The following is a 26,331-nucleotide window of genomic DNA, read 5'->3' as shown; positions in this document are numbered from 1 at the left end:
TCTGATCCTAATCGCTAATAAAAAACTAAAGGGAGTATTTAGTAATTCGTTTATGTACCTTAGCCAGATACTTCTGGGTTTCTTCGTAAGGCAAATTTTTAATCAGGTGATCATAAACTTGCTGAGGTGTCATTGCATTAATGTGCTCTAATGCAGGTTTTAGTCTCCGCTTGCCAGTAAAGGCTTTGGCAACGTTGCCCGCTCCAGTGTTGTAGGCGGCAATAGAACAATATAATCGACTTACAGGGTCTTTAACCCCTTTAAGATAGCGGTAATACAGAATATTGAGATATGTCGTGCCGATCTCGATATTCTGTTCGCTATTGTAGAGATATGATGGTGATAAAATCTTAGGCTTGCCAAAGAGTTGTTGCGTGGCGTCTTGCCCGGCAGAGCCCGGCACGATTTGCATTAAACCATAGGCAGGCACACCTGACTTTGCCATAGGGTTAAATGCCGATTCGGTTTCGATAATCGCAAACACTAACGCATTGCCTACCTTTGCTTTCTTGGCATATTGCGCAACGTGTGGCTCTAGTGCTCGGGCAGATTTAGGGAGTTTATTCTGTTTTAAATCAGCCATGACTTTAGGCTTTTTAGGTTCAGCCTTTTCGTTTTTGCCTGGCTTAGGTGCTTCTTTTTTAGACTCTTCTTTAGGCGCTTCGGGTATCGATAACGGCACTTCCAGAGTAACGACTTTTTTACCCTTTGAATTGACTGTAACTGTCTGCTTTTTATTGGCGACCATATGGTCAACGATCTTATCGATCTCTTTGTCGCTAACTTGGTCATTGCCCGTTAAATAGGGCAGCAATATAGGGGCTGCTTTAACTTTGGCCGTTTTAAGGTTGGTGATTTTCTCTTTGCTACGCTTCTCGACGGCTTGTGCTATCTCATCTTTTTTAAATGCTTGGGCTTTGTTTTCTTTTATGAGTTTTTTGAGTGTCTTTTTTAGAGATACGTCTGCCGCTGGTGCTTTCTCATCACCATTTTTTTCTACTGCGGTTGAAATAGAAATAGTTTTCTTTTCAAAATCGACACGCTTCTTTTGGGTGTCGTTATTGGCATATTCAACCCATACTTTCTGGGATGAAATTTCGGGCTTATCCCAGACTTTGCCCACTTTAGCTTGATACTTAGCGGTTTCTTCCTGATTGATAAGCTTGAATGCTTCAAACTCCTCCAATAATTGCTTTTCAAAGGCTTTGTATTCTGCGTCTTGAGACGCCTGAAACTGTTGAAACTCTTTTTGTTCTTGTTCAGGGGATTGTTCAAAACGGTCGACGGCATTATCTAGCTCATCAAATGGATCGCTGGCCAGAGCCACAGGGGATAAAACCACCATTAGTGCGGATAGGGCAAAAATGCGAGACGAAACACCTTTCATGATGAGTTCCTGATATTGAATAAACGTAGATAGAACCAAATTTTAATTAGGGAGGTTGGTCCTCCCTAATTAAAATACTAAGCGGAATTAGCCGTTACCCTTGTCCAGCTCTGAATCAAGCTCTTGCTGCGCTTTATAGGCTTTAAATTCCTGGAACAAGACAGACTCATGCTGTGGTGACAGTTGGCGAGTCGAACCTTTAACAATTTCTTTGTAAAGCGCTGCTGTTGTAGCAGGAGACATAGTGACCATTACGCAAAGTTTTTGAGAACCATCCGGAAAGTCAATGTAATCGAGTTTAGTGGCGCGGCTTCCTGAAAGCTTTTGATTAGTAACCTGTTTTGATACTGACTCAAACGTGCTACCTGAAGACGAACCGTCAGCGGTATCGGTAAGGTTTTGGTAGGTTTTATCCATAGCCTTAACTTGAATATTGATCTGCTTTGCAATCTCTGCTCGGGCTAGGGCCGTCGCTTTATTTTTAAGAATGTTCATGTCTGCCGTGGTCTGCACGCATTGAGTGTCGGCAAAGCCATCTTCAATAATGGGCATGGTGACCCAATCCGGTAGTTTCGATTTTGAGGCCATTTGCTCGGTGTCAGCGGGCTGGTTTGAGGCGCATGCCGTGATAAATGAAGCGGCAATGGTGGTTAATGCTATTTTTTTAAGACTCATTTATTGCTCTCCTGAGAGTAATGTAAAACAGGTTTAGTAATATTTTAAAGGGATTAACTTACTAATAACTCTAGCTTAGTTTCTTTTAATTTCTAATAACCTAAGCAAACCAATCTAAAAGATCGATCACTGCAAACGTCGAAATATTGCTGATATAACAAATCATTACAACGTCCCAAAATAACTTTTAAACTCCGCTGCCGTGAGTAGGCTTTTTTCTATCAGTTCTAGCGATATACTGCCTTGTCCAAAAAGGTTGGGGCGGGTGTTTGATCTGAGGGAGGCTTGCAGTGTTGTAATTTCTTCATCAGAACCATGGACTTCTTTTTCGTACAGGTCTGCGATTGCTTTAGGGTGATCGCCTGTGCCGTAGGTAGTGGTTCCTATATAGGTATTGACGAAAAGGCCGGAGCGACCGGAGTCTAAGATCTCCATGTAATAGCTCGAGGTCTTGGAGTGGTCGATGACATAGTGAGTGGGGTTTGCGGGGTAGTCTGAATAGGTAAACTCAGACAGCTCAAAGGTTTCGCTATCGGTTTCTAACACCGGCAGCTGAAACCCTTCTATTAACGGCACCACGACATAAGCCGCAATGCGATCTTCACGATAAAACAGCGTGAGAAAATATTTTTCATGATAAAAATAGTTCGCCACGGTGTCTTCATCAATGGCTCGGGAAACTTGCGGACTGCCGACAAGCCCTTCAACGTAAGCTACCGTATTACCCACATGAATCTTACCCAAGGTTTCGTATTCTAAATCGTTGGTAAATAGAATCAGAATGTTTTCACGAGCTTCGTTAATCAGTGAAACCGCTTCAGTATATTCGCCCAACGCTATTACAAGCGCTAGAAACCCCAGTAAAATAGTTTTAGTTTTATCGTATTTTGCGGGTTTAGTAGGGGATTCAGACATTAAAAGCCTCTTGATAATGGCGTTAATGGAATAAGGGGGTAATACTGATTATAGTGTTATATTGAAATAGTTTTTTCAAATTTAATCCATGAACCATGGTTAGGTTATATTAATGCCGAGTGCTCGAAGCCATAAAGAAACACTGTTTGAAATCATATTTGAGTCGGATACTCATAGTGGTAAGTGGTTCGATATCGCTTTAATTATTTGTATTGTGATCAGCGTAGCGGCAGTCATGCTAGACAGCATACCTTCGATCCGCGAAGAGTATCGTACTGTATTTCAGTGGTTAGAATGGACCTTTACGATTCTGTTTACGATTGAGTATGCGGTGAGAATTTACTGTGTACCCAATCGTATGCGTTATATTTTTAGCTTTTATGGTTTAGTCGATTTAGTCGCTATTATCCCGACGTATTTAGGGTTGTTCATCACCGATGTGCAATATCTATTGGTTATTAGAATATTACGGATACTGCGGATCTTCCGAATATTAAAGCTAACGCGATATATTAGTCAGGCAAAACTGTTAACTGATGCGTTATATAGAAGTCAGGAAAAAGTCACCGTATTCTTCTTTTCGATATTTTCATTAGCCGTAATATTCGGGGCTGCGATGTATATTGTCGAGGGGGCTGAGAATGGGTTTACGAGCATCCCCAAGAGCGTTTACTGGGCTATTGTGACCATTACGACGGTAGGCTACGGTGATATTTCACCGCAAACAGGTTTAGGGCAAGTAATTGCTTCAGTCATTATGGTCACCGGTTATTCGATTATTGCAATTCCAACAGGCATTTTTGCCGCTGAACTTTCTCAAGTGATCAGAAAAGAAAAGTTGAGCAGAGTGTGCCCTGGCTGTAAAAAAGCAGGGCATGAGGCTAAAGCAAATTACTGTGATGATTGTGGTGCTAAGCTTTGATTTACGTTGGTATGTTTTAACAGATAGAGATCGCGGCAAAGTGCCGCGAATGTTTTGATTTTATGGCTCGACTATAGACAGGAGGGTAACCACAAAGTAGCTCCCGCTAAGTTTTACTGCTGACCCGCTAGAAGTGTTTGGCGATGCTCTTAAATCCATCACGAACTTCTTCTGCTAGAAGTTTTGCTGCCGCACCAATCTCTTTTGAAGCCTCTGCCGTTGCACTACCTATCTCTTTAGCTTTTGCTTCAAGCTTCTCTAGCTGACTTTCAACTTTTTCCCACTCATCGCCTGCGTCCATTTTAGCGAGCTTTAACTTTACTCGAAGCTCATCCCGCTCTTGCTTTAACTCATCAACGATATCTTCGAAATTTTTATTCCGTTCACTCATGGTGGTAGTTCCTTGTGGGTTGTTAACATAAAATGGGTAAACTAAAGCTTTAACGTTTACCCGTATACTTAGATGTGGGTAGTTTGTATGAGATAACAAGTCAAAACCGAAATATAATTCATTTATTTTTATCTATGGCATCACACTGGCTATTATAGGTAGTGTAAAGCGTCGCAAAGCTAAGCGGGAGTAATTGAAAGTGAACTAAACTCGTGTTTCAATGTCGAACCAACCCATAGAAACTTGATTGTAGAAAGTAGCAATATGGCAAAAGATACACAGAAAAAAGGCGGCTTATTAGGCAACCTTGCGTTTAACATCATTATTCCGGTGGTCATTCTTAGTAAGTTTTCTGGGGTTGATAGCTTGGGGCCTGCATGGAGCATCGTTGTTGCTCTGGCGTTTCCTATTGGCTATGGTCTTTGGGATCTTAAACAGTCAGGTAAAGTTAACGCATTCTCTATTTTGGGTATCGTGAGCGTCTTTTTAACCGGTGGTATTAGTCTATTAGAGTTAGACCCTCAATATATTGCGATTAAAGAAGCTGCGATACCTGGCTTGATTGGTTTGGCCGTGCTGTTTACCCAGCGAACTAAATACCCGATAGTGAAAATGATCATATTGAATCGAGAAATTATCCGTATTGATGATCTCTATTCTGTCTTGTCTGAAAATAATTACATTGATGAATTTGAGAAACGCTTAAAAATGGCTTCATTTATTGTTGCGGGGTCGTTCTTTGTCTCTTCGGTGTTAAATTATGTGCTAGCCAAGGTTATTTTGATAAGCCCACCGGGCACGCCCGCATTTAGCGAAGAGTTAGGGAAGATGACTGCACTGAGCTATCCAGTGATAGCATTACCCAGTACCGTTATTTTAATGCTGGCTATCTGGTATCTATTCAGTCAAGTAAAAAAACTAACAGGTGAAGACTTTGAAAGCTTTCTTGTGGGCTTTGAAAAGGACGAAGCAGAGAAACCAAGTCTTGAAAAAGTCGATATTGAAAAAATTGGTGTCGAAAAGTAGCTTATACTTTAATTTATTACGACGTGTTCAGATTATTTTTAGAATACTCTTCTGATAGAACGCCTTAGTTTCACTAAGGCGTATGATTATTGCACTCTCCTTTGAACTATATTTCTATGGTTCGTTCTTAACAACATGCATATACCCTGCTATTTGCACTCCTTAAAACCTATTTAAACGGAACTATACAATGATTGATTTTCGTAGCGATACCGTGACGCGCCCAAGCTCAGGAATGAGAGCATGTATGGATAAGGCCGAAGTGGGAGATGACGTTTATGGTGATGACCCAACGGTTAATGCGCTTGAAGCGCGAGTGGCCAGCATGCTGGGCATGGAGTCTGCAGTATTAGTCCCGAGCGGTACCCAGAGTAACCTTATTGCGCTGCTAACACACTGTGGAAGAGGGGATGAATATATTGTTGGGCAAGACTACCACACCTATAAATATGAAGTCGGTGGTGCTGCTAGCCTAGGGAGCATTCAGCCCCAGCCATTAACGGTGGCTGATGATGGCACGTTGGATTTGGATAAGGTGGCTAACGCGATAAAGCCGGATGATTTACATTTCGCGAGAACACGGCTATTAGCCTTGGAGAATACTCATTCAGGAAAGGTTATTTCGAATGCGTATTTAGACCGAGCCGCTACCTTAGCGCGAGATCGGGGGTTAGCGTTTCATTTAGATGGTGCAAGAGTGTTTAATGCGGCAGTTGCTCAAGGCATTGATGTGAAAGAGATTACATCACGCTTTGATAGCGTTTCTATTTGTTGTTCAAAGGGGTTGGGGGCGCCTATTGGGTCTTTGTTGGGTGGTAGTGCGGCGTTTATTAACCAAGCCCGGCGGTGGCGAAAAATGGTCGGTGGTGGCATGCGACAAGCGGGTATTCTGGCTGCGGGTATTGATTATGCATTAACGCATAATATTGAGCGTTTAAAAGAAGATCACGACAATTCGGCGTATTTAGCAACATTATTGCGTGATATACCGGGGGTTATCGTAGAGCAACCCAATACAAATATGCTTTATATCGAACTAGATAGTGCAGTGTTGGGCGCTCGCCTTCAAAATCATCTCGCCAGTCGAGATATTCTAATCTCCGGGGGTAAGCGGATACGCTTAGTAACACACCTTGATATTAATGTGGCTGATATTGAGAAGTTTGTAGCAGAAGTGAAAGCGGTAATCTAGTTTTGTTGACCCACTGAATCACCTATGTGACTATTGGTCATATTATGACTGGCAGTATTTTGTGTAAAATACTGTCAGAAATGGCCAGTTATCAATGGTGGGTGCATGGAATCCCAAACACGAAAAGAACGAGAGTTTGCTCGGCGAGAACAAGAAATACTCCTTGCCGCTTTATCACTCTTCGACAACCCTAGTTGGGAGCAAGTGACCGTCGACCAAATTGCCAAAAAGGCAGACATTGGTAAAGGCACGGTTTACAAACACTTTTCTACGAAAGATGAAATTTACGCCCGCATTGCGCTGGATTTTCATGACCGCTTACTGGCTGAGTTTAGGGCGATTAATCATGAACAACCTGTCGAGCAATTGATGAGGGCCGTCATACGCCAATCCTTTACGTTATACCTCGCCTGCCAGGCTCACGCTCGTGTTAGTTTTTATTGTAAGCGATCTGATTATATTGAACGGCTTAGTCGGTCGTATCAAGAGCGTTTTGAATGTATGGAAAAACAGTTTGAAGCGTTTATAGGACGCATTTTAGATATTGGCATTGAACAAGGTGTTATTCCTAGACGACCCTATGAACAGCTTATTATGGGTCTTGAGGCTACCTTTGATGGCGCTATGTCGATGATTTGGAATACAGATATTAGTAGTCAGTCGAAGATTGATCAAGATGAGTTTGTGACATTTATTAGTGAATATATGATCGCCGGGCTAACAGGATTAAGCGCTGGAGCGCGTTAAGTTTAATCGTAATTAATAAAAATAAGACTATAGGTTTAAAGGGCAAATATGAACCGTTCAATCATTATAGCGATAGTGCTTACAGTGGTCTCAGTAGGGTGGGTACTTTCCGGCTCTAGCGCCACAACCGAGCCTGATTTAGCTGCAACAACCGGCCAGGCGTCGCCTGAAAAATTCAAAGTTAAAGTCAAAACAATTGTGGCTGAGACGGTGACTAATAGCTTATATCTACAAGGCCAAATAGAGGCTGCTAGAGAGATTGAAATAAGGGCTGAAGTGCAAGGTGTTGTGACTCAGTTAGGCCGCGACAAAGGGAGTCGGTTAAAGAAAGGGGAGCGCATAGTCGAATTAGATGTAAGTGACCGGTTGGCGCAGTTAAAAAAAGCTAAGGCTGAACTAGAGGTTAAAAAGTCTGAACGGAATGCCGGGGCTCAGTTGCAAAAGAAAAATATGTTATCTATCAATCAGCAGCAGAAAAATGTTGCAAATGTGCTGGCTGCAGAGGCGGCGGTTAAAGAGATTGAAGTCGAAATTGATAAAACCTCAGTAAAAGCCCCCTTTGATACGGTATTGAATGATCGCTATGTGGAAGTTGGCGACTATGTTTCGCCGGGGGATTCGTTGGCCTATTTAGTGGATGATAGCACTATATTAATTACCGCAGATGTACCTCAACAATATATTGCCGATATTATAATCGGACAAACCGTAAATGCTACTCTGCTTGATGGTCGAATGCTTGAAGGAACAGTCAGTTTTATTTCAAGCTCTGCTGACGCGAATACTCGAACATTTAGAGTTGAAGCAAAAGCTGAAAACGTGACTAACATTTTACGGTTCGGCCAGAGCGCGCGGGTGACTGTCGAAACGGGGGAGCAAAAAGCCCATAAGTTGACTGGCTCTTTGCTTGACTTGAATAGTGACGGTCTATTACAGGTTAAAGGGGTGGATACTCAGCATCGTGTCATTACTCAAACTGTCGATATTATCCGCAGCGAGCGAGATGGGATTTGGCTGCAAGGGTTACCAGAAACGTTCAAAATTATTACTGCAGGGCAGGGCTTTGTAACTGAAGGGGATGAGGTTGAGCCCATAGAAGACACCCCTGATTCGGTGACATTATGACTGACGGTAAAGCCAACCTGATTGATTGGGCTATTAATAGGCGTAGAGCGACACTTCTCGTCTTATTGTTTTTACTGGTCAGTGGTATTTTTGCATACCAGGCTATACCTAAAGAATCAGAGCCTGATATCGCTATTCCTATTATTTATGTATCTATGTTTCATGACGGTATTTCACCGGCTGATGCTGAACGTCTTTTGGTTCGCCCGATGGAGAAGGAGCTTAAATCTATTGAAGGCGTCAAAGAGATGCGATCTTCTGCGGGGGAAAACCATGCATCCGTGACGCTTGAGTTTGATGCAGGGTTTGATAGTCAGTCCGCTTTAGATGATGTGAGAGAGCAGGTTGATAGAGCCAAGGTTAATCTACCTTCTGAAACAGAGGAACCGGAAGTTAATGAAGTTAACGTAGCGCTTTTTCCGGTGCTAAGTATGAGTTTATCTGGACCTATTCAAGAGCGAAATCTATTGCGAATAGCGAGAGATCTAAAAGATGATATTGAAGGGCTTCCTGGCGTTCTCGAAGTTGATATTGGGGGAGATCGTGAAGAAGTCCTTGAGATTATTGTTGATCCCTTAATATTAGAGACTTACAACATCAATTTTGAAAGTGTTCTCAATATTGTTAACCGTAATAATCAGTTAGTTGCCGCAGGTGCAATAGATAGCGGTCATGGCCGGCAGTTGATGAAGGTCTCTGGGGTTATTGAAGATTTAGAAGATATTTTGTCTTTACCTATTAAAGTGGTCAGCGGCACGGTTGTTAGTTTTCGAGATGTTGCGTCTGTGCGCCGGACTTTTAAAGATCCAGAAGGGTTTGCCCGAGTGAATGGTGAGCCTGCGATCTCACTTGAAGTAAAAAAACGGGTAGGCTCGAACATCATTGAGGTGATTAAACAGGTAAAACAGATTGTTGCTGAAAAAAGAGAGTACTGGCCTAGCTCATTGAAGCATACGTATATCATCGATAAGTCAGGCCAGATTGTTGATATGCTAAAAGACCTCCAAAACAACGTATCCAGTGCGATAGTCATGGTGATGATTGTTATTGTGGGAGCACTAGGCTTACGTTCATCGTTATTAGTGGGAGTTGCTATACCTGCATCGTTTTTATCCGGTATCTTGATTATTTATGCGATGGGTTTCACCTTGAATATCGTGGTGCTATTTAGCCTTATTCTGGTTGTTGGCATGTTGGTTGATGGTGCTATTGTAGTGACTGAGTTGGCGTCAAGAAACCAGGAAGAAGGCTTGCCAGCAGGAAAGGCATTTTCACAAGCTTCAAAGAGAATGGCATGGCCCATTATTGCCTCGACTGCCACAACGCTTGCTGTGTTTTTGCCGCTTATTTCATGGCCGGGCACCGTCGGCGAGTTTATGAAGTTTTTACCTATTACCGTGATTATCTGTTTGCTCGCTTCATTGGTCGTTGCCTTGGTGTTTTTGCCAGTATTAGGAAGTTGGCTAGGCGGAAGCCGACAATCTAACAAGGAGGGAGAAACCTCCACTCAAACACTCTTAATGTCAGGCTATGTTAAGTTATTGGGGGCATTATTACGCCACCCAGGAAAGACGCTATTACTTGCGATGATGATTATAGCGGTTACTTATGCAACTTACTCACAGATCGGTAAAGGCGTAGAGTTTTTCCCGTCAGTTGAACCCGAGACTGCTCAGGTGTTAGTTCAAGCAAGGGGAGACCTGTCGGTATATGAGAAAGATGAACTACTTAAACAGGTTGAGCAACGATTTTATGGCATGCCTGAGCTGAAGTCGTTGTATGCAAGGTCATTTAATCGCTCTCAGAGCAATGTTTCTGAAGATGTGATTGGTTCAATACAGTTTCAGTTCATTGATTGGAAGGACCGACGAGTCGCCTCTGAAATTTTGGCCGAAATGAAAGAGAAAACTTCTGACTTGGCCGGCATTCAATTAGAGTTCCGAAAAGAAGAAAATGGCCCATCAGGTGGGAAACCCATCCAGCTGCAAGTGAGCGCGATGATACCCGAGCACGTTCAAGAAGCGGTAACCGTTATTCGAGATAAAATGACTGCGTTAGGTGGGTTTAAAGACGTTGAAGATAACCGACCCTTACAGGGGATAGAGTGGCGTTTACAGGTTGATAGAGGCGCCTCCGCACAGTATGGCGCTGACATCGTATTGATTGGCAGTGCAATTCAATTAATAACCAATGGTTATCGTGTGTCAGACTACCGACCTGATGACTCAGATGAAGAAATTGATATTAATATTCGCTTTCCGAAGAGCGAACGCACGCTTGATAAGTTTGATAATTTTAGTATCCAGACAGAAAAAGGGATGATCCCTCTCAGTAATTTTGTAACCCTAACGCCAGCCCAAAAAACGGGCACCATAAAACGAGTGGATGCCAAAAGGGTTATTACTATACAGGCGGATGTTGAAGAAGGGCAGTTGGTTAGTGAACGGCTACAGTCGTTACAGGCGCAGTTTGAAAAAGGCGGATTGAAGCCTGATGTGAAAATAAACGTCAAAGGCGAAGATGAAGACCAACGAGAAACGGCACAGTTTTTATCCAATGCGTTTTTGATGGCGCTATTTATGATGCTGCTGATATTGGTGACTCAGTTTAATAGCTTTTATCAGAGTTTTCTGGTGCTCAGTGCTATCGTGTTTTCGACTGCAGGAGTGCTAATTGGCTTAATGGTAACCGCTCAGCCGTTTGGCGTGGTGATGGTGGGTCTTGGCATTATTGCCTTAGCGGGTATTGTGGTAAATAACAATATCGTACTGATTGATACTTATAATGCTTATATCAAAGAGGGACTGACACCCTATAAAGCGGCACTTATCACGGGTGAATTAAGGCTAAGGCCGGTTCTTCTGACGGCTGGTACGACTATTTTAGGACTAATTCCGATGGTTCTCTCGATGAATATCGATTTTATTAATCGGGACGTTTCGTTTGGCGCTCCATCTACTCAATGGTGGACACAGCTTTCAAGCGCGATTGCAGGAGGGTTGGCATTTGCGACGTTGCTGACTCTGTTTCTAACGCCGTGCCTGCTAGTGATGGGCGCTAATGTTAGCGCTTACTTTAGGTTGAAAGTGTCAAATCGTTCAACGGTTAAGTCGGCTACTGATGCTTTTTCTTCAAATTAAGTTAAGGAATTTGACTGTGCTGGCGAGTGGGGGAAATAGCCCCGCTCATACCTTGGTTGTGGTGGTTGTCTAAGGCGCAGGCTATCTGGACTGGCTGATTATCAGAAAACTTTACTAGAATTTCTTTGGTGTCGCCAGGTTTTAAGAATACGGCTGGGTGCTCGTTGATGAGCTTAACCATCGGAGACGCGTCATCTGATGATGAATTACCATGGCTGTGTCCTCCTGGTACGCTGATCTCTTGACTACCGTGTTCTAGAAACTCATTAATAAATGCGTGGTCTGCTAATACTTCGTTAAAGTCTAATGCCATGACCATCAGGTGAGGCTCGAAACTGCTATTGGTAAAGACAAATCGAATATTGGTGTCAGTAGGTACGTTTATTTGTTTTGGGACAAATCTTAATGTGCCGACTTCTATGACGACACTTTCATGAGCTGCAGCCTCACCGAATAACGGGTCAGATTGATAATCACCTAATACGGCTTCTGCCGTTAGGCCTGCCGCATGGCTAAATGGCACCGAACTTAATGTGAGTAACCCTGCGAATACGGTGCCGAATGATTGACCTAGGTTCATAGTAGACCTGTATTGAAACAGTGGGTGGATTATCGCTAAATATCCCATTTTATAGGCTGAGATTGCAATAGTGCTAGGCAGTGCATGTTAACCATTTGACACTTTGTTTAAGGGTGTTGCGCACTTTAGTCAATGACGTAGACTTACAGATTACGTAAAATTGAGAATTAGAGACTGTTTTCAAAGCATAGGTGTTTCGGTAGGCCTATTTAAAATTATTATTGTTGAGCTGTATTATGTCTGTTGTAAATACATCAAAAGAATTGAGAAATAAATATAACGAAGTAAGAGCGCTAGTTGAACGTTCAACCAGTAATGCTAAGCAACGATTTTTCCAGACCGATAAACTACTTCAGGCTGAAAAGACACCGTTTGAAATTATTTACCAAAAAGATATCGTCCGTTTACGATACTACCCACCCTTGAAAACCTCTGAAATTATTGTAGATGGAGAGACGGTGAGCGTAGCGAAAAATACCCACAAGATACCGTTGGTGATGGTCGCGCCGCTTGCTGTAAATATGTACATTTATGATCTTTTCCCTGAGCGTAGCCTTGTTAAATACTTACGCGCCAAAGGGTTTGAGCTTTATTTAATCGACTGGGGAAGACCCGGTTGGGATCACAATCACTACACTATTTCTAGTTACTTTGCAGAGCTAATGCCTGATGTCTTGGCAAAAGTTAGAGGCCATAGTGGCTCTAAAAAACTTTCGTTGCATGGCTGGAGTTTTGGAGGACTGTTTAGTGCGTGCTACACCTCATTGGGCGACCCTGATATTGTTAATTTGGCATTGGTCGGAGCGCCGGGAGATTATCATGCCAATGGCGAGTTAGGTAAACAGTATCGAGGTATCTCTAGAAAACTTAACTGGTTAGATAAAAAAGCGGGCTGGCGTGTTCACAATACACCGCGTAGATGGTGGCGTTCGCCTGGTTGGGTTAACTCGTTAGCATTTAAGCTGACAAACCCGATAGGCAGCCTGCAAGGGTATTTAGATTTATTAAAAAATCTGCATGATGAAGAATATGTGATATCACACGCGACCAATGGCGCTTTTTTAGACAATATGGTGGCGTACCCTGGTGCCGTTATACAGGATGTTATTCAATACCTCTGGGCTGATAACATAGTGGCAAGAGGCGAGCTCCCCATGAAGGATGCGCAAGGACGTTTTGCGAATATAAAATCTAACATGCTTTTGGTGGTAGGCAAGCAAGACCCTATTGTGACTAAAGATTGTAGTGTTGCAATGTTAGAGCATGTTGCGAGCACAGATCAGCAGGTTCTTGAAGTTGAGGGTGGGCATATGGGAATACTGTCTGGCAGTAAAGCGCCTAAAACTATATGGCCCGAGGTTGCGGAATGGTTGGCTACGCGCTCTAACTAGCTAGCAATTATTTTATGTGGCTCTGTTTGTTCATCAGTAAAGGCTCATAAATGGGGTTAAATTGGTTGGCGGCGTCAATAATGGATGTTGCCGTCAATGAAGGTACGCCATAGACCTCAAATCGAGTGTCAAAGCGCTGTTGAATCTTCAGGGCCAGTAGATCAAAGTCACCATCGCCTGATGCCAGCACTATTGTATCGACCTCACTGGCGGCTTCGTAGGCATCTAACGCGATACCTACGTCCCAATCACCTTTAGCAGACCCATCACTTCTTTGAATATAAGGTTTAAGTTTGACCTCAAACCCTAACTGCTTTAAAAAACTCTGAAAGCTGCGCTGTTTAGGGTCACCACGATCTATCGCATAGGCATAGGCAGCAACAATCTCACCTTTTTGGCTAACGTCTTTCCAAAATGCCGTGTAATTGAACTGCGCCTGATAGGCTTGCCGAACGGTATAGTAGATATTCTGAACGTCAACGAATAAAGCGATTTTGGCTGACATAGTGCGCCTTGTGTTATTTGGATTTGTTGTTCTAAATAGGTTATGGCTTGCTATGCTAGTAAACCATAACTATCAGGTAATGATCTATTTGGCTCGTTGTGCTGAAGCTTCTGCCAGTTGCGCAATGAGTGCTTTGGTATCGTCCCAACCAATACAGGCGTCCGTAATACTCTGGCCGTAAGTTTCGGCTTTATTGCCGACTAGATTCTGCCGGCCTTCAACTAAGTGGCTTTCGACCATTACGCCAAATATCGTATCGTCACCGGTCTTAATTTGATCACAGACATTGCTGCATACATCCATCTGTTTTTTAAACTGTTTACTGCTGTTAGCATGACTAAAGTCTATCATGACTTTTTTAGGTAACTTGGCTGTTTCAAGCTCTGCGACCACAGCGGCGACACTCTTTGCGTCGTAGTTGGGTTCTTCGCCGCCCCGTAGAATAATATGACAGTCAGCATTACCGGCGGTCTCGACGATCGCTGAGTGGCCAAATTTGGTTACCGATAAAAAGTGGTGTGAAGCTGCAGCGGCTCCAATTGCGTCAATAGCGACTTTGGTGGTGCCGTTGGTAGCATTTTTAAAACCAACCGGGCACGAAAGCCCAGATGCTAACTCTCTATGAACCTGAGACTCAGTAGTACGAGCGCCAATCGCGCCCCAGCTAAGAAGGTCAGCCATATATTGTGGGGTTATCATATCGAGATATTCGGTCGCTGTTGGCAACCCCATATCATTAAGGTCGAGAAGAAGTTTTCGGCCAATACGAAGCCCGTCATTGATTTTAAAACTGTTATCCATAAACGGGTCATTGATCAGCCCTTTCCAACCGACAGTGGTACGTGGCTTTTCAAAATAGACTCGCATAACAATATCAAGATGATCTTTATACTGCTCTCTTAGTTTGACTAATTTTTGGCCATATTCAATGGCGGCTTTAGGGTCATGTATAGAGCAGGGGCCAATGATAACGAGCAGTCGGTTGTCTTCATTGTTGAGTATGCGGTGTATTGCCTCTCTGCCTTGATAGACTGTTTTAGCCGCTTTATCTGTTGCAGGAAATCGCTCAAGAAGTGCAACGGGTGGTAATAGTTCTTTAATTTTTTTAATTCGAATGTCGTCTGTTTGGTAATGCATATCTTATCTCGTGTTATCTCTTTCTAACGGTCTTTCTCGCTGCAGTAATGTGCAAAGTAGAATGAGGCGCTAATTATTATTAGAAGGTTTTGATAAAAGTATACCAGTAACAATCACCCCGCAGGCAGCTATTTGCCAAATAGTCAGACGTTCATCCAGTATAAAAAAGGCAATAATGATGGTGAAGACCGGGATAAAATTAATATAAGCGGTTGCCTGTGATGCAGATATTTTGCTGACCGCGTAATTATATAATCCGTAGGCGCCAATGGAGACCATTATACCTAGATAAAAAATGGCAATAAGGCTGTCGACTGAGTAGTTTGCGGGGACTGGAAACCATAGCGCAGCAGGAAAGAAAAACACTGCCCCGCTCGCTGACTGAAGCGCAGTAAGAAAAAGTGCTGAATAGCGTAATGTAAGGTGTTTTAACAATAGGGTATAACCGCAAGCACAAGCCATTGCTAAAAACTCAAAAAAGTTGCCCATAACAGGGTTGGGTGCACGTTCGGTTTCGCTGCCGAGAAGGCTTAACGAGATGGCGCCAGCAACGGCGACGATAAAACCAAGAACGGTCTTTTTACTGAGCTGTTCTTTTAAGAAAAAATAAGCACCTACTGCCACCATTAAAGGGAGTAAGGATGTGATGACACCCGCTTGAGATGCGCTGGTGTTTTTCAATGCGATGGATTCGAAAATAAAATAAAGGCAGGGCTCAAATAGGCACATGCCTGCGAGGTATTTCCAGTCACCTTTTTGGTACGAGACGTTACCTAGACGACGGAATACTAGCATAAAGCAGAGGGTTGCGATAAGCATTCGAAAAAAAATCACTTGAGCAGGGTGAAATTCAACAAACGCAATTTTTAATGCGATGAAGGAGCTACCCCATAAAAATGTAGCAATAATTAACGCAATAAAGGGGATGTTTGGGGTTAAAAGGGGCGACTGGATTTTAATGATGAAAGCCTTTAATAGTAGGTTGTCTCAAAACATAAAGGCTAGGTTCTTCTATTAGCCTGTTTTCGTTACACTGATTTTATTTGAGTTGAGGTAAACTGACGTTATAGCCTAATGAAATAGAACAAAGGTAGAGGCTTATCTTTTCAAATAGTAATCTATCAGACAATAGTGAATTTTAGTATGCGTTTCCATTCGACTCTAGTATTAGTGATGCTCTTTTTTTCGGTGAGTGCTGAGGCTAACTGTTTAGCTAATGCTCGCTCACCTGAAAATCAACAGCAAACAGCATATGAGCGCATCTATTGCGAAATCGTAGAGCGAGGGGAGGGGAAGCGTCTGCCCCGGTTTGAGGATTTCAAAAAAAATGATGTAATGGTTCAGAGGTTGTTATTGAAACGACCAGCACAAAAGCTAAAAATCGCGTTGCCGTCACCCTCAAAAGCAAAGGCAAAGAAAGGGGCTAATCAAACCAGTGTGTTAGATAAGCCTGCACGACTTAAACAAACTAATAAAGCAAATGAAGTGGCATCGGTTGTGTCGTCTAATGTATCGCTTTCTCGCTGCACCTTGGGAAAAAACCTTATAACCTGTGGTCAGCGCCGCTTTGGGTTGATAAGAAATGAACCTAATGGCCGGTTGGCTAACGGAGTATTAGGTGATCAACATCTAATGGCTCTACCTCCTTTTAGAGGTGATGCCGAAAACGGTCGCGAGGTTCAGTTTTACCTGTCTGAAGTATATGGCCACTATATCCAGAGAATGATTGATATTGGTTTGGGTGCCTCGACCATGAGCTACGCCCGCTTTTATCATACGTTTTATGACTTAAAAGTGAAGAGTGTTGATTTTAGCGAGCGCTTTGAAACCATGTACCGCTTCCTCAAGAAAGACAAAAAAACCATGGCTGTGAAGACACTGCCGAGCCACAAAAGACCTCATAGTCTTTCTCAATGTGACGATATTACCGAAAAGATGATTGTGTGTGATATCGGTAGTGTTAATTGGGTCTATATGAACTAAAGCTTGTATAGATTCTCATCATAGGCGCTTATATTTCAGTGGTTTCTCATGGGCCGCAGGGGTTGGCAATGCTAACAAGCCGAAACCTCGGTTCAGTGCTGAACCTTTGGGTCAATTATGCATCTATTGCTGCGCCTTTAGTGCAACCTGCGGTGGTGTACAATAAAAATGAAGTGGTTGTAAGTTTTCAAGTAGATCAAAAGCTAGTAGGGTTTCATCCTTTAATTATTGAACTATTACTAGGGGTTATTAAGTCAAACGTTAAGAGTCTTACGGCTAAAAACTTTGACTTGAACGGGGTATCCGTTAGCTTCTCTGCACCGGCTTATGCTGAGCGCTACGAGAGGCTGTTAGAGTGCCCGGTCTGCTTTAATCAGCCGCTTGACCAGATACGCTTTGACGCAGCATTATTAGATTTGCCCCTAACCATGACAAACCCAGCGGGTGAGCAATTAGCGACCCATCAATGCGAAAAAGCATTAATGGAAACGGGAGCAACAAAAGCATTAAGTAATGAGATTAAGTCTATTTTGACGCTGTTGATGGCGAAGTCACCGACGGTCGAGCAATTGGCAAGTTCATTTAATATGTCTGAACGAACGTTAAGGCGTAGGTTAAGTGAAGAGGGGACTAGCTTTCGGCAGCTGCTGCAAGAGGTCCGCTTTGATGCCGCAAAACACCACTTATTATACACAGACAAATATATAGAGCAGATTAGCTTTGATCTGGGCTACAATGAAACGTCTAATTTTCGGTCTGCATTTAAAAGCTGGAGTGGGTTATCACCTAAGCAGTGGCGTATCGAAAACAGGCGATAGAGGAGAGTTATTGAGTCTTGAACTGAGACATTAACGCTGAAATCTCAGTGGAAAGCTGCGACAGCTGGTCTGAAAGCTCTCTGACCTCGTTGGCTACTTCAAGCGTTCCGGTGCTCACCTCTTCGACCTGCGTGATATGGCGTGTTATTTCTTCTACAGCCTGACTTTGTTCTTCAGTAGCTGCAGCGACTTGGAAGTTAATATCGTTAATAGAGTCAACAGAATTGAAGATTTCGGTGAGTATGTTGCCTGTCTCATGAATGCTGTCAACGCCTGATTGTGTCATGCTTTCGCCTTGCTTCATTGCATTGACTGCAGAGCTAGCGCCTTTTTGCAGCGCTTCTATCATACGTTCAATTTCGTCAGTGCTTTCGGCTGTACGTTGAGCCAGACCTCTCACTTCATCGGCGACTACTGCAAACCCACGTCCTTGTTCACCCGCTCTAGCGGCTTCGATTGCGGCATTTAAGGCGAGCAAATTAGTCTGCTCGGAGATACCACGAATGACTTCTAAAATGCTACCTATTTGCTCAGTCTGCTTGCCTAGATCAACAATAACCTCGCTGGTACTTATTATTTCATCAGACAGTTGTTTGATTTTAGTAATAGAGTTTTGAACCGCCTGTTGACCTTGCTCTGACTTATCTTTTGTTGCCGCAGCTGAACTAGCCGCTTGGTTAGCGTTTCCTGCAATTTCTTGAACAGTAGCGGCCATTTCAGTGATCGCAGAAGCTACGCTTATGATGTTTGATTTTTGCTGATCGACCGCAGAAGAACTAATTCTCGCATTGTCCTTAACTTGCTCACTCAGCTGCTGAAGAGACAGAGACTTTGCCGAAACGGCTTGAATGATATCTCTTAACTTTTCTTCGAATCGGTTAAAGCTATCGCAAAGTATGCCGACCTCGTCTTGAGAGGTGACTCTAAGCGTATGTGTCAGGTCTCCATCTCCTTCAGAAATTTCTTTTAGTAATTTCGCTGTGGCTTTAATAGGTGATGATATAGTTTTAGCAAGCAGCATCACAATAAAAGCAAATATTGCGATAATCACGGAGGTAAATAATACGACCCTTAATGTCGCACTGTTGAGTGCTTCATATAGTTCGGCTTCAGGAACAATCGCAACCAATCGATAATCAAGATTAGGCACAGGAGATGAAGCAGCAATATAAAATCTATTATTAATGCTGTAGCGGACTCTATTGGTGTCTTCTTCTGCATGCAATTCGTCATTCTTACCACTTAATCCGGGAATCTCACTGATCGCTTTATTGGTAAGCTCTCGATTAGGATGAATAACAATTTTGCCATTGTTGTCGACGAGAAATACATATCCAGTCTTTTCAATTTTATACTGCTGAATGAACTCAGACAGTATGTTTACGTCAATGCCTAAACCTGCCGCACCAATTATGTTGCCGCCTTGCTTAACGGGGTAGTTAACAAAAAGAGTGAGAGGGCCGTCACCCTCAAAATAGTCTAGGCTGAGCATATAGCCATGGTCGCCTTTTAAGAAATCGTAGAACCACTGGTCGCGGTCGCTGCTTTCAGAAACCTGTTTAATGACTCCTTTTTCGGTGTGATAGTTATTACTAATACTAGACACATAAAAAGCGACGCTGGCATTGGTGATTTGCTTGGTTTGCAGTAAAAAGTCGATAGTGTTTTGTTGCTCTTCTTGCGGTTCCCCAGCACTAATCCAACGCTGAAAATAAGCATTCTCTGCAAGCGCCCTTGAGCCATTGATCGGTTCGAAAATCTCTTTTTCAATTTTATTGCCAATCTCTCTTAAAACAGAGGGAAGCTCTTTATGTTCAAGTCGTTCGCTTATTAGCTCGCGGGCAGAGTAATTATTGAAGGCGGCGGAAATTGCCAGTGAAGTAATCAGCACAGTAACAGTGATGGCGGTTATTTTGTGTTGAATGCTGAGCTTTTTCCACATACTAAAGGCCTGCTTTGATAGATCTAACGTCGCTGACTAATCATGCTTTAGTTTAGACCGAATAATAGAGGGTGCTTACTGATTCAGCCGGACTCTAAACTCTAAACTGTGATACTTTGTCTGCCAATACCTGACTGAGTCGCCTGATCTCCTCCGTTGAGTCGCTGATCCGAATAAAGTTTGTTGAACCGTCATCAACTAGGTTAGCGATAGTATGTGTATTGTTGCTGATTTCATTAGCAACGGATGCTTGCTCTTCCGTTGCGGCAGCAATCTGACAAGTAATCGATGTAATTTCTTGCATTGCATTGTTGACTTCATTGAGCATTTTTTCAGCGGTTTCTGCTGATGCTTGGGTCTTGATTGAGTGATTGTGAGCCAAGTCAACAGAGTGTGTAACACCTTGTACGCCATTTTGAATTTGCTCAATCATTGTTTGTATTTCATCTGTTGATTCTTGGGTTCGGGTCGCAAGCCCTCTAACTTCATCTGCCACCACTGCGAACCCTCTGCCTGCCTCGCCAGCTCGTGCCGCTTCAATAGCTGCGTTTAACGCTAAGAGGTTAGTTTGCTCGGCTATGCCTCTAATAACATCAAGAATAGAACCAATTTTTGTTGAGTTTTCAGTTAACTCACTGACCACGTGTTTAGTGTTGTTTAATTCAGTAGAGAGGAGTGTTAGGCCTGACATTGATGCACTGATATCTTGGCTGCCTTTAGATGATTTCTCTAAACCTAATGTTGTTTCATCGGCCGCTTGTTGTGCGTTTTTAGCTATTTCGTCAGTTGAGGCTGCCATTTCGGTAATGGCTGATGCGGAGTTATGCGTTTCAGTTTTTTGCTGGTCTGTGCCGTGTTTATTGATTTCGACAACATCCTTCATTTCTTCTGAAAGCTTATTTAGCTGTAAGCTGGCGGCCATAAACTCTTGGATTGTGGACTGCGTTCGTGCGACAAATTGATTAAAAAGTGTAGCTACCTTACTTAGCTCGTCTTTTCCGCTTTCGTCTAAGCGAAGGGTTAAATCGCCTTCGCCTTTAGCGACATTTTCCATTGCATTGAGCGTTTTGATTAAGGGGCTTCGAATACTAATAATGATGAGTATTAAAATCCCGACTAATGGGAGTGAAAGTAGCGCTACGATAGTGATGTAGCGACCTAAGAATACCCATTGCTGATCCCTCATATCGTCGATGTAAATGCCAGTACCAATAATCATATTCCACGGTGAAAACCCTTTTACAAAGGATACTTTTTCAACCGCACCCTCGTGACCGGGTTTGGGCCATAAGTAATCGACAAATCCTTCTCCATTGTTTTCGACAACATCTACCATTTCTCGGAATAATCGTTTTCCATTGGGGTCTGCGGTTTGATCAAGATTTTTACCCTGAAGTTCTGGCTTGATAGGGTGCATGATTAAGGCAGGCTGATGATCGAGAATAAAGAAATAGTCGTTATCTCCATAGCGCAGATCCCGAATGTCGGATATTGCTCGAATCTTGGCCTCATCTTCAGAAATTGAGCCAGATGTAGCTAAAGTGTGGTATCGGCTTAGAATGCTGTGACTTGCTTCGACGAGGTGCTTGGTTTTTAGTTGGCGCTCGGCGTAGCTAGTATTAAAAAACTCATTAAGCATTACGATGCTTAATATCAGTGTGCCAAAACCTGCAATTGCAATTACGACGGCTAACCGGTAGCCGATTTGAATATTACGTAACCATGAAACCATCAGTCATCCGCCTTGTACTGTCATATTCATGAAATAAATAGGATTTATTAGATTATATTGAAGTATAGCGGATGATTTTTATTTGATAGGGCTATTTGATTAAACAACGAGCTTAGTGATTTAAATCAAAAGTACCTAGAGATTTACATTAAATATCTCTAGGTATTTAAAACAGCGTGTAGTGATGCTTTATTCAACCTTTGAGGCACATTCACCTTGGCTAGGTGTATGCTTACAACGCACTTTTCTCATCAGTGTGAGCGCTTTAGGCTCGTAAAGGCCTTCGTCTCTCAACGATAAACGCGAGTCTCTCATATACTCGTTATAGGTGTTCATATCGGCTTCAGCGACGTTTATCCAATATTTCGTAGGAATTTCTCCATGGGCTGTTTTAATAATATCCAACATGTTGTCTAGCCTAGAAATAGAATAACTTCTCAGTTTTTGGCCATAGCCTTCAGGAAAAACACTGTGGCGTATGACTACTTGTAGGGATGTGTGAAGCAGGGGGTAGTTTAAAATGCCGCCTCCTTCTTCTAGTCCTTTATAGAGTTCCATTGTGTTGAATGCGACTGCGGGTGCAAAGATGATGTCGACACTGCCATTATTGAACATGCCCGCAAAGCTCGAAAGGCTAGCGGCGACGGGTGAGCCTCCTACACGGCGAACCATTTTGGTTGCGGTGGGGTCCCCATTTAAAACGGCCATTTTTTGACCTTGAAAGTGCTCTACATTATCAACGCCTTTATCTCTCACAAAAATGAAAACAGGTCCTAAGGGTAAAATCCCTGCAATCTCATAGTTGTCTTGTCGCATAAACTTAGCTGCTTTTGGGCTTGATAGTGTCGTCAGCAGGGTTCTTAATTCAAGCTCTCCGGGGATCGCGCCAACGGCATTAACTGTTGCAGTAAACTTATTAAAATCACGAACAGAGACATCTGTTAGCATGACTGCATCACACGCTTCGCCTTTAAAGTCGTTTGCGGCGACTTTTTCATCAGTATAGGCCTCTATATTGAGCTTAACCCCCCAGCCTAGGGACTTTGGTATAAGTTGCTTTACCATGCTCACAATGGGGCCACCTGCACCCACTGGATCCCACACACAAAATGTGCGCTCTAAAATTTTATTGGGCTTTGGTTGTGATGATGCCTCCTCTTGCTGAGCTGTTTTTGGCGTAGCCGTTGCAAGACTTGTAAAGGCTAATGCTAAGCTACAGATAACGCATGAAGCTAGAGAAGTTAATGCGTGTTTGGTGTGAGTAGAAGATGCGTTGTTAAATAGGGTTGCCATAATTATCTCTGGTGTCAGCTTGTTAAGCAGGGTGGATATGCTGAGTTAACTCAATAGCGGTAAAGCAATGGTTTTTGCTGCTAAGGGGTTGCTATACCGCTTCTGGTTTATTGCTTACAGCTTTTGAGTGCGGTAATCGCTGCATTCATATTAGTGAGCTTAACGTTACGTTTAAGCACTTTTTTTCCAATCTCTTGGCCATTAATCAGCACATGCAGTACGTTTCCTGATGCCAGTTGTGAAGTCAGGTCACGACTGATAATTGCACGTGTTGAGTTTGCTTTTTGGGTAAATGGAACAAGTGCTTGATTATCGATTTGAATGCCCGTTTTAGGGTGTGTGATGTCGAGAGACATATAAGCGTTTACAACTACTTGCTGCTCTTCGATATCCATCCATATTTGAGACGAGTACTCTTTATTGCCTATTTGTAGCGTGGGTGTTTTGAGTTTACAAAAACCATTACCGGCATCTTTAAGCGTCCAAATGCCATACGAGTTTCCCAGGTTTTTGCTTGAGCGTGAGATCTGTTGAGGGGATGTGGATTCAGTCATCGAGGCCTGGTTGTTAAGCGCTGAAACGGCAGCAACCTCAGTTGTTGCTATGGCATCACTAGCTTCTGTTAATGCTGCATTTGCGTCTGAAATAGGCTCAGATATTGCCTCGCTAGCTGTTGGTGTTAATGTATTCACGTTAGGTGTTGTAGCGGTATCTGGCGCTGAATCTTGAGTAGTATCAGAACGCACGCTGCTTTCATCACCTGATACTGCTTCAGTTGCGGTATACTCAGTTGACACATCTGAGCTGTCAGGTGTTTCGATAATATCTGTATCAGAGTCAATGTTTGCTTCTGTGGTAACCGGCTCAGTTGAGGGTGGGTTGTTTGGCGGTGCAACTACTTCAGTGGTTGATTTTTCAGTGCTTTCTACCTGTTCGATAGGTTGCGCTTGTTCCGGGTTGCTTGCACAGCCTGCTAGTACGGCTAAGCAAAACATTGATGCCCCAAGTCCTTTGCCAATCGCGTGCGAATATAAGTGCTGGTCTGTAAGGTTTTGCTTGGCTTGAGTTTTGACTAGGTTAGGCATATTTCTCTCAGGGGTAAAGTTTAGCTATTTATTATTGGGTTATGGGTGGCTACTTATTTACTTCTTTTACAGTAAATTTTTTAATACTAACGGTTTGGTATCAATGATGTTGGGCACAAACGCACATTTAACCACATTGCTGGATGTAGTTAGGTTCTTGGGGGAGGTGGACGAGGGTTAGTCTTAATTAATGCTTGCTTGAATAAAGTGCTTTTCTATATTGTCCCATGCTAGCTTTTTGTTATTGATAATTTCTATTCTGCTATCAGCAGAGTCGATCAGTCGGTGGGTCGAGAGGACACCGGCGACAGAATTGAACGCATAAACACCGTTAGTCGTCTTAACGATGGCTTTTAACCTATCAGCGGCTAAGCCGGTAAAATACTGATTTAATGTAGGGTGGTCAAAAACGGTTTTGCTATTGAACAGCCAGCCGCAGCTATAAAAGCCTTGCCCTTGGTTTTCTTTGCGAGTAAAGGCTTCACCCTCTTCTAGCGTCATTAATGAGCTAGGTAGATCACTTTTACTGTGTTGGTGTGAGTGGCTAATGGATGCTTTGTTGTGTTTGTAATCTAACCATTGAGGCTCGAGCTTACCTTGAGACACCCAGCCAGTGGCTTGTTTAGTCGGCAGTTGGCCTGATAGGTAAGCTTCAAATAATGGCTTTTCTGCTTCAGTGCACCGGTCTGTTTTGTTGGCCACAACGACGTCTGCAACGCTGATTTGATCGTTAAAGTTTTCATTGTCTAAGTATCTAGCGTTATTTAAGTTTCTTGGGTCAACCAAGGTAATCACTGATCTAAGATCAAGAAGGTCGTGATAATGCTCGTTGGTGAGGGTTTCGATAATCTGTTTGGGGTGGCCAAGGCCTGTTGGTTCGATCAGTAAACGATCGGGTTTTGCCTTTGAAATGAGTAAGTTTAGGCCTATCTGCATGGGTAGACCGGCAACACAACACATGCATCCGCCAGGCACTTCTTTAATAAACGCCCCGTTATTACTCAGGAGTGCACCATCAATACCCACCTCACCAAACTCGTTGACCAATACTGCCCAAACTTCGTCTTTAGGTTTTGTTTTTAGCAATTCTAGAATGGCGGTGGTTTTACCAACCCCTAAAAAACCAGTAATAATGTTGGTTGATATCTTCTTCAAGCCGATGACTCCGACAGATTTATTATTCAGGTGCTATGCTTATTTAAAAAATAACTAGCGTAAACAACTATTGAACATTGATGTAGGGGCTATTGTGACAATATTCGAGTGGAAGAGCGAATATGATACCGGTGTTGAAGAGATCGACAATCAACACAAAGTATTAGTGAGCTTAATTAATGAGCTAAATAGTTTGGTCAGTGGCCAGTTTGACCGAGAAGCCGCTGGGGAAGTGTTTAAAAAGTTAAAAGGGTATACCGTTTTTCACTTCTCTACAGAAGAAAGCTTAATGGCGCAGTACGGTTATGTAGAACCTGATCTTCATGCTCACTTGATGCAGCACCGACAGTTTGAGAAAGAGGTAGAGTCTGTTCAACATGACTTTAGCCAAATTTCTTACGAAGACTGTAATGTTATTCTGACTTATTTAACCAATTGGTTAATTAAACATATTTGTAAAGTAGATCAGCGGTTTGCTTCATTTATTCTCGCAAGAAGGAAGGCTGAAAACCGTGGTTCGACTTCAGGTGGATTTGAAACGGGTGCTGCAGCTGAGCAAGACACCGATCACTTGAACTCAATTGAAGAAACCATTGATACTGATAATATGGGGCGGTATTTAGCCATAGCCAAAGACCAAATTGAAGGCGCAGGCGAGATGCTGAACGATCTTGAAATATGCTTAGGGGAGCTTAGGTGCTATTGTGATGATCTTGTTAAATTATCACCTAAACAGAGCGGCACACAGGCTTCAGATGAAGCTTACACATATTGTGTTCAAGGTAATTACTTAGTTAAATCACTACAAACAAAGCAAGCTAAGCTAAAACAGATATTGGATATTCTTGCTCAAAGTAACGCCTGATGCGTGTTATTGGTTATCATGTTTGTCTAATACGTTTTTTGAATATAAAAGAGGTAAGGTATGAAAGTATTGGCGCATGCATTGGGTCTGATAGGTATGAGTTGTGCTATTATGGCGTGCACAGCAACCCCCGAAAAAATACAGGTCGAAAATCAATGCAAAGACCCTCGGCCGCAAATTTGTACCATGATATATATGCCGGTTTGTGGGCTTGATGAAAAGGGTGACATTAATACCTACGCCAGTGGGTGTAATGCTTGTTCGCGGGCTGACGTTGTTGGGTACAGCGATGGCGCTTGTGAAGACACTGCGGTGCAATAAAAGA

The 26,331-nt window shown here is 42.9% G+C and carries 23 protein-coding genes and 1 pseudogene; 11 read left to right on the top strand and 13 right to left on the bottom strand.

All coding sequences use genetic code 11. The annotated features are described in order from the left end of the window. Positions 1 to 25: 25 nt before the first annotated feature. From NKI27_RS14770 to NKI27_RS14760, 3 genes are all read right to left on the bottom strand, one after another. Positions 26 to 1,387, bottom strand: a complete 1,362-nt coding sequence (locus NKI27_RS14770; RefSeq protein ID WP_265046799.1) for a transglycosylase SLT domain-containing protein — start codon at positions 1,385 to 1,387, stop codon at positions 26 to 28. An 87-nt stretch (positions 1,388 to 1,474) separates the two neighbouring features. Beyond that, complete coding sequence (locus NKI27_RS14765) at positions 1,475 to 2,062, bottom strand: hypothetical protein (RefSeq protein ID WP_265046798.1); 588 nt, start codon at positions 2,060 to 2,062, stop codon at positions 1,475 to 1,477. 165 nt (positions 2,063 to 2,227) lie between these two features. Further along, positions 2,228 to 2,977 (bottom strand): ETEC_3214 domain-containing protein, encoded by a 750-nt coding sequence (locus tag NKI27_RS14760; protein ID WP_265046797.1) that lies wholly within the window; start codon positions 2,975 to 2,977, stop codon positions 2,228 to 2,230. Between the two features lie 112 nt (positions 2,978 to 3,089). Here NKI27_RS14760 and NKI27_RS14755 point away from each other — a divergent pair, with 112 nt between their 5' ends. Further along, positions 3,090 to 3,899: an ion transporter gene (locus tag NKI27_RS14755; RefSeq protein WP_265046796.1), complete on the top strand. Its 810-nt coding sequence runs from the start codon at positions 3,090 to 3,092 to the stop codon at positions 3,897 to 3,899. A 127-nt stretch (positions 3,900 to 4,026) separates the two neighbouring features. Here NKI27_RS14755 and NKI27_RS14750 read toward each other — a convergent pair whose 3' ends face one another. Next, on the bottom strand, positions 4,027 to 4,290 hold the full coding sequence (locus NKI27_RS14750; protein ID WP_265046795.1) for a hypothetical protein: 264 nt from the start codon (positions 4,288 to 4,290) through the stop codon (positions 4,027 to 4,029). Positions 4,291 to 4,554: 264 nt separating this feature from the next. Between NKI27_RS14750 and NKI27_RS14745 the strand changes: the two are divergent. The 5 genes and pseudogenes from NKI27_RS14745 to NKI27_RS14725 all read left to right on the top strand — a co-directional run. Beyond that, positions 4,555 to 5,238 (top strand): annotated as a pseudogene (locus tag NKI27_RS14745) (VC0807 family protein); the annotation flags it as partial. A gap of 268 nt (positions 5,239 to 5,506) precedes the next feature. Further along, a complete protein-coding gene (gene ltaE / locus NKI27_RS14740; protein WP_265046793.1) occupies positions 5,507 to 6,508 on the top strand; it encodes a low-specificity L-threonine aldolase in 1,002 nt (333 codons plus the stop codon). Between the two features lie 105 nt (positions 6,509 to 6,613). After that, entirely contained in the window at positions 6,614 to 7,255 is a 642-nt protein-coding gene (locus NKI27_RS14735) for a TetR/AcrR family transcriptional regulator (protein ID WP_265046792.1), read from the top strand. A 48-nt stretch (positions 7,256 to 7,303) separates the two neighbouring features. After that, positions 7,304 to 8,380 (top strand): efflux RND transporter periplasmic adaptor subunit, encoded by a 1,077-nt coding sequence (locus NKI27_RS14730; protein ID WP_265046791.1) that lies wholly within the window; start codon positions 7,304 to 7,306, stop codon positions 8,378 to 8,380. Then, positions 8,377 to 11,520, top strand: a complete 3,144-nt coding sequence (locus NKI27_RS14725; protein ID WP_265046790.1) for an efflux RND transporter permease subunit — start codon at positions 8,377 to 8,379, stop codon at positions 11,518 to 11,520. The genes NKI27_RS14730 and NKI27_RS14725 overlap by 4 nt, the downstream gene beginning before the upstream one ends. Position 11,521: 1 nt before the next feature. Here NKI27_RS14725 and NKI27_RS14720 read toward each other — a convergent pair whose 3' ends face one another. Continuing rightward, positions 11,522 to 12,100, bottom strand: a complete 579-nt coding sequence (locus tag NKI27_RS14720; RefSeq protein WP_265046789.1) for a cupredoxin domain-containing protein — start codon at positions 12,098 to 12,100, stop codon at positions 11,522 to 11,524. 236 nt (positions 12,101 to 12,336) lie between these two features. Here NKI27_RS14720 and NKI27_RS14715 point away from each other — a divergent pair, with 236 nt between their 5' ends. Continuing rightward, the gene (locus NKI27_RS14715) at positions 12,337 to 13,491 is read left to right on the top strand and encodes an alpha/beta fold hydrolase (RefSeq protein ID WP_265046788.1); all 1,155 of its coding nucleotides are present in this window, start codon (positions 12,337 to 12,339) and stop codon (positions 13,489 to 13,491) included. 7 nt (positions 13,492 to 13,498) lie between these two features. Here the strand turns inward: NKI27_RS14715 and NKI27_RS14710 are convergent, their stop codons facing one another. The 3 genes from NKI27_RS14710 to NKI27_RS14700 form a co-directional block, all read right to left on the bottom strand. Continuing rightward, a complete protein-coding gene (locus NKI27_RS14710; protein WP_265046787.1) occupies positions 13,499 to 13,996 on the bottom strand; it encodes a LabA-like NYN domain-containing protein in 498 nt (165 codons plus the stop codon). An 84-nt stretch (positions 13,997 to 14,080) separates the two neighbouring features. Then, a complete protein-coding gene (gene aroG / locus NKI27_RS14705) occupies positions 14,081 to 15,133 on the bottom strand; it encodes a 3-deoxy-7-phosphoheptulonate synthase AroG (protein ID WP_265046786.1) in 1,053 nt (350 codons plus the stop codon). Between the two features lie 69 nt (positions 15,134 to 15,202). Continuing rightward, complete coding sequence (locus NKI27_RS14700; RefSeq protein ID WP_455168463.1) at positions 15,203 to 16,039, bottom strand: DMT family transporter; 837 nt, start codon at positions 16,037 to 16,039, stop codon at positions 15,203 to 15,205. A gap of 237 nt (positions 16,040 to 16,276) precedes the next feature. On the opposite strand from NKI27_RS14700, the gene NKI27_RS14695 reads away from it, so the two are divergent. Together NKI27_RS14695 and NKI27_RS14690 are read left to right on the top strand one after the other, a co-directional pair. Further along, positions 16,277 to 17,116: a hypothetical protein gene (locus NKI27_RS14695; protein WP_265046785.1), complete on the top strand. Its 840-nt coding sequence runs from the start codon at positions 16,277 to 16,279 to the stop codon at positions 17,114 to 17,116. Between the two features lie 11 nt (positions 17,117 to 17,127). Beyond that, positions 17,128 to 17,934: an AraC family transcriptional regulator gene (locus NKI27_RS14690; protein WP_320109468.1), complete on the top strand. Its 807-nt coding sequence runs from the start codon at positions 17,128 to 17,130 to the stop codon at positions 17,932 to 17,934. A gap of 7 nt (positions 17,935 to 17,941) precedes the next feature. Here NKI27_RS14690 and NKI27_RS14685 read toward each other — a convergent pair whose 3' ends face one another. From NKI27_RS14685 to NKI27_RS14665, 5 genes are all read right to left on the bottom strand, one after another. Further along, complete coding sequence (locus tag NKI27_RS14685; protein WP_265046784.1) at positions 17,942 to 19,876, bottom strand: methyl-accepting chemotaxis protein; 1,935 nt, start codon at positions 19,874 to 19,876, stop codon at positions 17,942 to 17,944. Positions 19,877 to 19,970: 94 nt separating this feature from the next. Beyond that, positions 19,971 to 21,608, bottom strand: coding sequence for a methyl-accepting chemotaxis protein (locus tag NKI27_RS14680; RefSeq protein WP_265046783.1), 1,638 nt, complete (start codon positions 21,606 to 21,608; stop codon positions 19,971 to 19,973). Positions 21,609 to 21,797: 189 nt separating this feature from the next. Continuing rightward, the gene (locus NKI27_RS14675) at positions 21,798 to 22,901 is read right to left on the bottom strand and encodes a putative solute-binding protein (protein ID WP_265046782.1); all 1,104 of its coding nucleotides are present in this window, start codon (positions 22,899 to 22,901) and stop codon (positions 21,798 to 21,800) included. Positions 22,902 to 23,008: 107 nt separating this feature from the next. Continuing rightward, on the bottom strand, positions 23,009 to 23,986 hold the full coding sequence (locus NKI27_RS14670; RefSeq protein WP_265046781.1) for a hypothetical protein: 978 nt from the start codon (positions 23,984 to 23,986) through the stop codon (positions 23,009 to 23,011). Between the two features lie 183 nt (positions 23,987 to 24,169). After that, a complete protein-coding gene (locus NKI27_RS14665; RefSeq protein WP_265046780.1) occupies positions 24,170 to 25,141 on the bottom strand; it encodes a CobW family GTP-binding protein in 972 nt (323 codons plus the stop codon). Between the two features lie 94 nt (positions 25,142 to 25,235). On the opposite strand from NKI27_RS14665, the gene NKI27_RS14660 reads away from it, so the two are divergent. Then, positions 25,236 to 26,006, top strand: a complete 771-nt coding sequence (locus NKI27_RS14660; protein ID WP_265046779.1) for a bacteriohemerythrin — start codon at positions 25,236 to 25,238, stop codon at positions 26,004 to 26,006. 60 nt (positions 26,007 to 26,066) lie between these two features. Beyond that, entirely contained in the window at positions 26,067 to 26,327 is a 261-nt protein-coding gene (locus tag NKI27_RS14655; RefSeq protein ID WP_265046778.1) for a Kazal-type serine protease inhibitor family protein, read from the top strand. Positions 26,328 to 26,331: the final 4 nt, after the last annotated feature.

Origin of the sequence: Alkalimarinus alittae (assembly GCF_026016465.1) — a bacterium.
Classification (GTDB): Bacteria; Pseudomonadota; Gammaproteobacteria; order Pseudomonadales; family Oleiphilaceae; genus Alkalimarinus; species Alkalimarinus alittae.
Note: the sequence above shows the minus strand (reverse complement) of the source record. Positions and strands in the feature narration are given on the sequence as shown.

Coding starts and splice junctions, on each gene's coding strand:
- NKI27_RS14675 (WP_265046782.1), bottom strand. CDS start 22,901: ATGGCAACCCTATTTAACAACGCATCTTCTACTCACACCAAACACGCA.
- NKI27_RS14680 (WP_265046783.1), bottom strand. CDS start 21,608: ATGGTTTCATGGTTACGTAATATTCAAATCGGCTACCGGTTAGCCGTC.
- NKI27_RS14735 (WP_265046792.1), top strand. CDS start 6,614: ATGGAATCCCAAACACGAAAAGAACGAGAGTTTGCTCGGCGAGAACAA.
- NKI27_RS14715 (WP_265046788.1), top strand. CDS start 12,337: ATGTCTGTTGTAAATACATCAAAAGAATTGAGAAATAAATATAACGAA.
- NKI27_RS14750 (WP_265046795.1), bottom strand. CDS start 4,290: ATGAGTGAACGGAATAAAAATTTCGAAGATATCGTTGATGAGTTAAAG.
- NKI27_RS14760 (WP_265046797.1), bottom strand. CDS start 2,977: ATGTCTGAATCCCCTACTAAACCCGCAAAATACGATAAAACTAAAACT.
- NKI27_RS14725 (WP_265046790.1), top strand. CDS start 8,377: ATGACTGACGGTAAAGCCAACCTGATTGATTGGGCTATTAATAGGCGT.
- ltaE (WP_265046793.1), top strand. CDS start 5,507: ATGATTGATTTTCGTAGCGATACCGTGACGCGCCCAAGCTCAGGAATG.
- NKI27_RS14685 (WP_265046784.1), bottom strand. CDS start 19,876: ATGTGGAAAAAGCTCAGCATTCAACACAAAATAACCGCCATCACTGTT.
- NKI27_RS14695 (WP_265046785.1), top strand. CDS start 16,277: ATGCGTTTCCATTCGACTCTAGTATTAGTGATGCTCTTTTTTTCGGTG.
- NKI27_RS14730 (WP_265046791.1), top strand. CDS start 7,304: ATGAACCGTTCAATCATTATAGCGATAGTGCTTACAGTGGTCTCAGTA.
- NKI27_RS14765 (WP_265046798.1), bottom strand. CDS start 2,062: ATGAGTCTTAAAAAAATAGCATTAACCACCATTGCCGCTTCATTTATC.
- NKI27_RS14770 (WP_265046799.1), bottom strand. CDS start 1,387: ATGAAAGGTGTTTCGTCTCGCATTTTTGCCCTATCCGCACTAATGGTG.
- NKI27_RS14755 (WP_265046796.1), top strand. CDS start 3,090: ATGCCGAGTGCTCGAAGCCATAAAGAAACACTGTTTGAAATCATATTT.
- NKI27_RS14670 (WP_265046781.1), bottom strand. CDS start 23,986: ATGCCTAACCTAGTCAAAACTCAAGCCAAGCAAAACCTTACAGACCAG.
- NKI27_RS14710 (WP_265046787.1), bottom strand. CDS start 13,996: ATGTCAGCCAAAATCGCTTTATTCGTTGACGTTCAGAATATCTACTAT.
- NKI27_RS14720 (WP_265046789.1), bottom strand. CDS start 12,100: ATGAACCTAGGTCAATCATTCGGCACCGTATTCGCAGGGTTACTCACA.
- aroG (WP_265046786.1), bottom strand. CDS start 15,133: ATGCATTACCAAACAGACGACATTCGAATTAAAAAAATTAAAGAACTA.
- NKI27_RS14655 (WP_265046778.1), top strand. CDS start 26,067: ATGAAAGTATTGGCGCATGCATTGGGTCTGATAGGTATGAGTTGTGCT.